Here is a 9,353-nt window from a genome sequence, read left to right as displayed (position 1 = left end):
GCGGCCCCGTGTTCTGCGCCCCCTTGTAGAACCTGATCCCCGTGATGGTGCCCGGAGCCGTCGACTGGAACTTCACGCCGATCTCCACCGGCTTGGTGTCGTTGTTGGAGTCGACCGCGGGCGTCGTGGTCGGCGGCCAGAGCGTATTCACCACGGTGACGGTGGTCATGGTGGGGGTCGCCTGCAGGTTGCCGATGTCGTCGACCGCTCGGGTCTGGATCTTCACCGTCCCCGTAGTCGTCGGCGTCCAGGTGAACACCCAGTTCGTACGCCCTGTCGCCGGACGCCAGGTCGTCCCGCCGTCCACGGACACCTCGACGGCGGCCACGACTCCGCCACCGGTGTCCGCCGCCGTGCCTTGTACCGTGACGGGGCTTTTCGCCGAGAAGGTCGCACCGTTCACGGGACTGCTGATGGCAGACGTCGGAGGAGCGGTGTCCGTCGACTGTGTCGCCGGAACCAAGTCCGGCTGGAGCGTCGCCGGCTGGGCCCCCATGTCCGCGAAGAGATTCACGGTCGCCTGCCGTATCCGGATGTCCGCGGGCGTACCGGGGCGATCATGAACGGCGTCGAGTCCCCACGACCACTGAGTGGTTCCCGCGCCGAAGACGAGCGCGCCACTCGGCGACCGGTAGAGCACCAGATGGTGGGTCGCCACCCCCGCGCCGTATGTTGACCCGAAGTCGAGCAGGTACTGCGGCGTCACATCGATTGTCGTGCTGGACAGTTGCACAGGGCCCGCCGGCTGGAATCCGTTGTAGGGCGCCTCGTCCCATTCGTAGCCGAGCATTCCGGCGGCGAAGTTCGCCGTCTGACCAGGCGAAAGGTTCGCGACGGACGTGTTGCGCCAAAACCGCATGGGGGCGTATTCAGCCGGGACCATCATTGGATCGTTGCGGGTGCCGTTCACCATGTGCAGCGTGCCGGTCAGCGCGTTCTCCGGCCTACCGCCATTGGACGGCGGGGAGAAACGCGGATCGCGCCACGTACCGGTCCACTGAGGACTCGGGTCGATCTTGGCGTTCGCAGCAGTCTCCTTGTAGCAGACAAGTGTCCGGAACGGTGTGGTCGATCCATCGATGCTGTTCTCCCATCTCGTCTTCCAGAACACCTCATTACCGGAGAAGAACGACAGATCGACGCCCTGGGCGCGGGCGTTCTCCACGTTGTTCCGCATGTCGTTCGACCAGTACTCGTCGTGCCCGACGGACAGGAAAACCTTGTGGTCAAGCAGTTCCGCTCCCCGCCTGGCCGTGTCGACGTTGCTCGTATAGCTGACGTCGTAAGCGTTGGCCTCCAGCCACCTGACCATGGGGTATTCGGAGTTGAAGAAATAGCTTTCGACCGACCCCTTGCAACAACTGCTGCCTCGTGTGGTCACCGGACGGTTGTAGCTGACCGCGTAGGCCCTTCCTACCGGGCTCCCCAGATAAAGGCTGTTCCCACCATAGGTGTTGTATGCCTGCCACGTTGAGTCAGAGGTTTGAGCCAGTAGATCGGAATTTCGAGCATCATCCCGCACGACGAAAATTATCTGGCTTACACCGGTTGTCCCATCCTCTCGCACCAGGTTTGCGAGGTAGACCCCGGAAACGGCGTCGTTCGGCACGGCCCAGGAGGCAGATATCGCCCAGTTGCCGCAGTCGATCAGTCCTATGGTGGTGTCGCTCAGGCAGTTCGGCTGCGTCTGAGGCAGGGTGGCGGAGGGCTGGACGGTGGTGATTTTCCGAGCTCCCAGTCCGTTGTAATAGCCGACGCGGTAAATGTCCACGCGGTAATCCGTCGCATCGGTATTCACCTTGAACTGCGCCGTCTCCCCGACGTTGACACTCATGTTCGTCGCGAAGCCCTGAATGTTGGTGCTGCCTGCTCCAGGCACGTCCCATTCGCTGGGCGGGCTCCCGGGCAGGCTGTTTTCGATGCAAATGATGGAGGTGGGCGGGCAGGTCGCCGCTTCGCGACTCCTGCGCGGTTGCTTCGATCCGTGAGTCGGGAGGCTCTTCTCCCCAAGGTGGAAGAGCGGCGCCTTCCCCGTGCTCAGTTCCGGTGCCCCGGACGAGGTCGCAGACGGCATCGGCGTCCCAGACGACGTCGCAGACACCGTCGGCATCCCCGGCGACGCCGGCATGCCGGACGGCGTGACAGCCGGCACCGCAGAGGGAGTCAGCATCCCCGACGGCGTGGGCGCCGCAGTCGGTGGATGCTCCTGGCCCCAGGCGCCCTGTATCGGGCTCAGCATGGCGACCAAGCCAAGACCGACGGCGATCAGGCCTGCGCGGATCGTCCGCGGTCGCGACGGCTTTCTCACAGTCAACACCTACGATTCCCCCGATTACGGCGACAACGATGGCTGGTTACGAACCCGAACCGTCAGGTACGCGGTACGCGGTACGCGGTACGCGGTACGCGGCCCGGTCGCCTGAGCAAGGTCATATCCACGCAAGAAACCCCGCACGAATCCAGCGTCTCGACGAGGAAAGTATGCGGCGGGAAAACATGCCGGCAGCGCCGCCTATGGCGCCGAAAGGAAAACCCATTGCGGCCGGAAAATCCAGAGACTGGTGTCCGTGCGAAGGTACTCCGCCCGATGCAGAAGGCCTGCGGTTTTGGACCTGCCCGCAAGCATGACAAGGGCGGTGCTCACGACTCACTGGATCGGCCGCCCTCGACTCATTTCTTGCCAGTCCTTTTATGAGGCGAGGTTGTCGACGACATCTTTCAACACGTGGCGTGCGGGCCGCCCGGACGATTATCTGGCTCCGCACCGGCGCGAGCCGGCCGGCTGAAGAGCTCTTCTAGGTGCGATGAATAGTCCCGAATGCAGAGTCCATGCCGAATAGAGGAGGGCTCTCCCAACTGCGACCACTAGGCGGTTCCGCGCCACATGCCAATTACTGTCTGAAGTCGATCGGCATGCGAAGCAAAGGCGGGTGAACATGCCCAGGAAAGTCAAAGGCATGCTCAAAATGGTCTCAAGTTTTCCGGTCATTCGGGCGCACCCCGGAAGAGCGTTCGGCGACATGGAGGCCGACGGCTCCGGCTCCACGCCTCTCAAATCACGGTTCCTCGCCGCTGCCCGCGCCCCTATCGCCCTAGCCGTAATCGCCGCAGTGCTGCTGCGTTCAACTGCCATGCTCGGATACCGACAGGCCTTTTGGTACGGGGACACCACCGCCTATGTCACTGACGCACTGCGGATCGTGCCCAACCCGTGGAGGCCTGCCGGCTATTCAGTGTTCCTTCGAATATTCCTGCATTTTCACAGCAGCGCGCTCGTGGTGGCCGCCCAGCACCTTCTGGGGCTGGCCACCGGAATTTTGATTTATGCCCTGCTCCGCCGGTGGCAGGTGCGGCCGGTCCTGGCAGTGGCCGCCGCTCTTCCCGTTCTCCTCGATCCTCGCCAGTTGGTGATCGAGCATGCCCTGCTCAGCGAGACGCTCTTCACCTGCCTTGTGACGGGGGCTGTCGTCGTCACACTGTGGCGGCGCCGGCTCACACCGCCGATGGCCGCTGGAGCAGGGCTCTTGCTCGCCGCCGCCACGCTCACCCGATCAATAGGTCTGCCGCTCGTTGTGCTCTTCCTCGGCCTTCTCCTGGCGCGGCGAGTCGCGTTGCGCACACTGCTCGCGGCTGCGGCGACCTGCCTCGTACCGCTCGGCGCCTATGGTCTGTGGTTTCAGGCACACAACGGCGTCTTCGCACTCGGTTCGAACGACGGAATGCTCCTCTGGTCGCGCACCATGTCGTTTGCCGACTGCTCGAAGATACGTCCACCAGCCGAGCTCATACCGCTTTGCCCGCCTGAGCCACACCGGGCCGCCGCCACGTGGCCATGGAACTTCTTGCTCGACACCAAGCGCCCGCAGGAATACCTGACCGACCAGAACGCCTGGTTGTACAGGAGGCCAGGCCCGCCGCTCAGCCCTGAAAACAACTCTCTCGCACGGAATTTCGCGCTGCGCGCCATCGTCGCCCAGCCCGTGGACTACGCCCTCATCATCCTGCGCGACCTGACCGACACCCTGGTCCGGCGGGACCCACCGGTGCACGCTGATGCCGCCTTCCTGTTCCCTGCCGTATCCGCCGGAGTTCCACCGGAGCAGGCCGAGCTCGCGCGAACATACGGTTACAGCGGCGCGCCGAGGGCGGTCACGCCCTTCTCCACGTTCCTCGAACGGTACGAGTACTGGATCTTCCTGCCCGGCCTGATGCTGCTCCTCGCTTTCGTGGCACCGGTGGCTTTGATGTTGCGCCACAAACGTCGGCTACCGACCTCGGCACTGATGCCGTGGTTGATGGCAGTGGCACTCCTGGTGCTCGCCGTTGCCACGAACCAGAACTCTTACCGCTTCGCCCTACCGGCGGTTCCGCTGGCATGCATCGCCTTCGCCCTCAGCGTCACCCCGGCCGTGCGCAACGGCACTGCGAGAGCACGGGGAACCATTCATACGGATCAGGTCAGGTCACATGCTTAACTTCCTCATCGGAACCGGACGTTGCGGATCCACACTTGTCCACGATGTCATCGCCCGCCACCCGGATGTGAGTTTCGTATCCAACCTCGACGACCGGTGGCGGCGAGCTTCCGCATTGGTTCGGCCACTCAACGGAATCATCTACCGGCGAATGCCGACGAGCGGCTTCAGGAAACGGCTACGCCCTTCTGAGGGCTACGTGGCTCTGAGCCGTGAGGTCTCTCCGACCGTGGTCAATCCATTCCGGGATCTGGTTTCCGCGGACGCGACCCCATGGCTGGCGAATCGCTTGCGTATCTTCTTCGAGAGCCGAGGAGCCACGGAACCAGGTCGGCACTTCGTTCATAAATTCACCCTCTGGCCCAGAGCCTCGTTCCTGCACGAGGTGTTTCCTGAGGCTCGATTCGTGCACATCGTGCGCGACGGGCGCGCTGTGGCGAACTCTTTGCTCCAAATGACATGGTGGAGTGGGCATCTCGGGCCGTCGCGCTGGGAGTTGGGACCACTCCCCGACGGCTACGCCCAGGAATGGGAGCGTGAGGGAAGGTCGCTCGTACATCTAGCCGGGATCGGCTGGAAACTGCTGATGGACGCCTTCGAGGTCACGCGCACGACCGTGCCCTCCGACCTTTGGTTCGAGGTGCGCTATGAGGATCTGCTCGCCGACCCGCGTAAGCATATGGACATGATCCTGGAGTTTCTTGGATTGCCCTGGACAAAGGGCTTCGAGCGAGGCTTCGCACGCCACGAGTTTTCCGCCGGACGTGCCGATGCTTTTCGGAAAGATCTTTCCCGGGAGCAGCTCGCACTGCTGGAGTATTCCCTCGCGTCTCATCTGCACAGGTACGGATATGCCACGTGACATGACGTTCGGAGGAAACTCGGCGCGACAGCCGAAGATTGGATTTATCCAAGAGTAACCCTTTCACCTCTGGCCGGCAATCATCTCACAAGAGCGGGTGTCTGGACGGCCTTATCGCGCCGAAATCGCCAGACTTATGCGTATGGTCGAATCTTCGCCTCTGGCGAACCTTACGCCAGGCTCGGTCAACCCAATGGAAGAGCTTCAACCGGTCGGGCTCGTCCCCAAGGGGGAACATTCCACTCGACGCCGATGGCTGACCGGATTCTGGACGTGGCTGCCGGCGGCTGCTGTGACAGCTTTCACCCTGATAGTGCTGAGCTCTTCGGGTGTTTCAAGCTTCGATATAGCCGCATTCGGCGTCTACACCGTTCTCGGACTCCTCCTTCCCGGCATGCTGATCATCCGGGCCGTGCTCGGCCATGCTCACACGCTGGCAGAAGAAATATCATTGGGCCTCGTTCTGGGCTTCGCCATAGAAGTGCTCACCTATATCGGAGCCCGGGCGATCGGAGCGCCGCTGCTGGTCCTGGTGTGGCCGATCGCCACCTACGCGGCCTTCCTGACCGTTCCCCGGCTACGAAGTAATTGGAAGTGGACAGCTCGCCCGAAGGCGCCTACCTGGTGGTCCTGGGCCCTTGCTCTGACGATTGGGTATCTGGTCGTCTGGAGCGCTTCATACTTCAAGACAAATGCCCTCACCTGGCCGGCGATGGCGACGTCGAATATAGACGTGCCATATCACTTGTCCTTGATCGGCGAGTTGAAACACCATCTGCCGCCCACGGTGCCCATGGTGGCCGGCGAACCGCTGTTCTACCACTGGTTCCTCTACACGCATTTCGCGGCGACGAGCTGGGTCACCGGAGTGGAACCGCTGGTACTGCTCGTCCGCCTGGGCCTGCTACCCATGTTCGCCGCCCTCGTCGTCCTGTTGAGTGGGATCGGGCGGCGCGTCATCAATTCATGGCCGGCGGCGCTGATCGCCGTCGTGGGCGCAGTCTTGCTGGCAGCTCCGAATCTTTATCTTGGGACGAGGACCAGCGTATTCGAGATGACGCCCGTCCAATCGTGGGAGAGCCCCACGGAGACATTCGGAGCCCTCCTCTTCGCCCCGGTCGTTCTCCTTCTCATCGATCTTCTTCAGCGTCGGCGACATGCCCTGCGCGTATGGCTCTTGCTGGGTGTCTTTCTCGTGGTGGCGATGGGAGCGAAGGCCACACACCTGCCCATACTGGCCGCTGGACTGGGTACGGTGGCCGCGGTCGAAGCAGTCAGGCAGCGCAAGCTCCGGTGGCCGACGATCGTCGCACTCGGAATGACTCTTCTGTGTTTTCTCTATGCCCAGATTGTGCTGTTCGGCCATTCGAGGCAAGGGCTGACCTTGGCGCCTCTCTCCGTCGCGCGGGGAGAGTGGGGGAAATTGACCGGTCTGTTCACCACGGTCGAGCCCTCATTCGCAGCCGTAATCGGCGTAGCGCTCATGTATGTGGCGAACTGGTCCGTCATGTGGTTGGGGATCCTCGGCCTGCTGAGCCGGCCTCGGTCGCTCATGCAACCCGCGGTGCTTCTCATGCTGGGCATGGGCGCCGCGGGTATCGGGGCGATGCTCTTTCTCGGCCATCCGCACAATGCCCAGGGCTACTTCCTTCAGGCGTCCGGTCCTTATCTGGCCATCCTTGCGGTCTACGGGCTCACTCTGCTCGTGCGACGGGCACGGCTGTCGCTGCGGACGGTGATCCTTTCGGTAGGCGTCGGGATGGTGGCCACTTACCTGATCCGTTTGCTCTGCGGTGTCAGGGTTCCCCTGCAGCCCGGCCAGTCGGATGCCGTCCTGTTCCTTCCGTATATCGCGCTCCTCATCATCGCCGTGGTGCCCGTGATAGTGATGTACGCCACGGGGCGGGCCGGGCTTCGCGCCTGGACGGTCATAATCCTTTTCCTCACAAGTGCCGGCCTGCCCGCCGCCTGGTTCACTCGCGTCGTGTCGACCGTGGAAAAGGACACGCCCACCTCCCCCGTCAATTTCCATGGGTTGGCCCATCCTGTCGTCGCACAGGCCGTCCCACAAGGCATCTTGACGGCAGGACGCTGGTTGCGGGCCCATTCTGAGCCGAACCAACTGGTCGCCACAAATTCGCATTGCCTCTGGGGATACGAGAGCCCATGCGACAGTCGCGAAGCCTGGGTGGCCGCGCTGACCGAACGGCGCGTACTCGTCGAGGGGTGGATGTACACCCCGACGAATAACGACAACTGGCGTCTGGGGGGCCAGCGAGTCGACGGCCTACCATTTTGGGACGCCGAAAGGCTCAACCTGAACGACGCGGCTTTCTACCGACCATCGCGGAGTACGATGCGTCAACTCCATGACCGTTACGGTGTCCAGTGGCTCTTCGTGGATGAACGTCGAATAAATCCAGGCTCTCATATCGGGGACTTCGCCAAGCTCCGGTTCCGCTCTGGGGACTATGCCATATATGAGATCGGGACCCCGACATAGGGAAGGCAGCGAGCAGCGCGGATCGCCAGGAGGTTCTGGCCGCTCCCGAGCGACCCGGAATACCGGCGATCCGCGCCGGAGACAGACGACGGCAATGGTCGCCAATCGCCGACCACGACCAGGAATCACACGACGCCAAGTCCTTAGCAGCCAGTAATTCTTGGCCGTGGAGCGCACAGTAGCCAGTGCCGCTCAGATATGTGATCGGCTGCATCCCGATTGGACGCCCGTGATCCGAGAGGATCTACGACGAAGTCCGGCCGTCATGAGCATCCGCCCGAGGTGCCCGCATATCAGAAGGCGTGTGCCGGGCACCGCGCTTCAGGTTCCTCATCTGGCATATCAGCGGCAACCGGAAAGGATTCTCCATGGCGGCCGGAGTGAAGGCTCGCGTCACGTGCGTGGCGTTTCTCATCGGGGAGTTGAATCTGGGCGGAGCCCAGCAACAACTGTCCCTGCTCACACGGGAATTGCGGCGCTCAGGCGTCGCGGTCCACGTACTCCTGCTGTCGAGAGGAGGACCGCACGAGTCGACTCTCAGGCACGCAGGGGTCCACGTGCATCATCTCGGCTTCACCCGAAAGCCATCCCGCCCTGTGGCTCTTGTCAAAAACCTGCGCGCCTTCGCACGCCTGGTCAGCCTGCTGAGACGGCTGAAGCCGGAGGTCCTGCACGCGTTGCTCTACGAGAGTTACGTCATGGGGCCGCCGGCCGCCAGGCTGGCACGGGTTCCGGTCGTGGTGGCAGGACGGCGCAACCAGAGTGATCTTCTCGGACAGAGACCCCGATGGGTGCATGCCCTCGAAAGGGCCGCGACCGGTCTCACCGATCACATCGTCGCCAACGCGGCCGCCCTGGCCGAGGATGCCCGTACGGTCGAGCGGGTCCCGGCACGGAAGCTGAGCGTGATCCGCAACGGCCTCCCCGATTCGGCGTTCCAGGCGATCCAACCGGAGAACATCGACACGACACTCCCCCTGGTGCTCTGCTTGGCCCGCCTCGGCCCAGCGAAGGGACATCGCTTCCTTCTCGAGGCCGCCGCCTTGCTTTCCCGCCAGGGGCGGCCCGTCACACTCGTGCTCGTCGGAGACGGACCAGAACGTGATGACCTTGAGAGCCAGGCCCGCGCACTCGGCGTCGACGCCCGCTTCCTGGGAGACCAGAGGGCCGTCGGAGGTTTCCTGGCGCGCGCCGACATGGTGGTCCTCCCTTCTACGTCCGAAGGCATGAGCAACGCGGTCATGGAAGCGATGGCGGCGGGCAGGCCGGTCATCGCGACCTCGGTCGGTGGGACGCCCGAACTGCTCGAAGACCGCGGAATCCTCGTCCCCCCCGCTGACCCCGCCGCTCTCGCCGAGGGAATCACCCGCCTGGTCGAGAATCCGGAACTCGCCGCCTCTCTAGGAGCCGCAGCCCGTGCGTGGGCGCGGAAAAACCTCTGCCTGGACGTCATGGTCGACGACCACATCACGCTGTACCAGCGACTTTTGGAGAACCGATGTGCGGGATAGCC

Annotated in this window: 5 protein-coding genes; 4 read left to right on the top strand and 1 reads right to left on the bottom strand. The window is 63.3% G+C overall.

The window, feature by feature from the left end; translation table 11 throughout:
- Positions 1-2,308: N,N-dimethylformamidase beta subunit family domain-containing protein (locus Pph01_RS17265; RefSeq protein WP_239116766.1), on the bottom strand; the 2,308-nt coding region annotated here is incomplete at its 3' end.
- A gap of 628 nt (positions 2,309-2,936) precedes the next feature.
- On the opposite strand from Pph01_RS17265, the gene Pph01_RS17260 reads away from it, so the two are divergent.
- The 4 genes from Pph01_RS17260 to Pph01_RS17245 all read left to right on the top strand — a co-directional run bounded on the left by Pph01_RS17260 (position 2,937) and on the right by Pph01_RS17245 (position 9,351).
- Positions 2,937-4,475, top strand: coding sequence for a hypothetical protein (locus Pph01_RS17260; RefSeq protein ID WP_204074094.1), 1,539 nt, complete (start codon positions 2,937-2,939; stop codon positions 4,473-4,475).
- Positions 4,468-5,337 (top strand): sulfotransferase family protein, encoded by an 870-nt coding sequence (locus Pph01_RS17255; protein WP_204074093.1) that lies wholly within the window; start codon positions 4,468-4,470, stop codon positions 5,335-5,337. Before Pph01_RS17260 ends, Pph01_RS17255 begins: the two co-directional genes overlap by 8 nt.
- Positions 5,338-5,479: 142 nt before the next feature.
- Positions 5,480-7,840, top strand: a complete 2,361-nt coding sequence (locus Pph01_RS17250; RefSeq protein ID WP_204074092.1) for a hypothetical protein — start codon at positions 5,480-5,482, stop codon at positions 7,838-7,840.
- 368 nt (positions 7,841-8,208) lie between these two features.
- Positions 8,209-9,351, top strand: coding sequence for a glycosyltransferase (locus Pph01_RS17245; RefSeq protein ID WP_204074091.1), 1,143 nt, complete (start codon positions 8,209-8,211; stop codon positions 9,349-9,351).
- Positions 9,352-9,353: the final 2 nt, after the last annotated feature.

The sequence above is a fragment of the Planotetraspora phitsanulokensis genome (genome assembly GCF_016863295.1).
Taxonomy (GTDB): domain Bacteria; phylum Actinomycetota; class Actinomycetes; order Streptosporangiales; family Streptosporangiaceae; genus Planotetraspora; species Planotetraspora phitsanulokensis.
Note: the sequence above shows the minus strand (reverse complement) of the source record. Positions and strands in the feature narration are given on the sequence as shown.

Bases quoted from the DNA above. Each gene is read 5' to 3' on its own strand.
- Pph01_RS17255 (WP_204074093.1), top strand. From the start codon at position 4,468: ATGCTTAACTTCCTCATCGGAACCGGACGTTGCGGATCCACACTTGTC.
- Pph01_RS17260 (WP_204074094.1), top strand. From the start codon at position 2,937: ATGCCCAGGAAAGTCAAAGGCATGCTCAAAATGGTCTCAAGTTTTCCG.
- Pph01_RS17245 (WP_204074091.1), top strand. From the start codon at position 8,209: ATGGCGGCCGGAGTGAAGGCTCGCGTCACGTGCGTGGCGTTTCTCATC.
- Pph01_RS17250 (WP_204074092.1), top strand. From the start codon at position 5,480: ATGGTCGAATCTTCGCCTCTGGCGAACCTTACGCCAGGCTCGGTCAAC.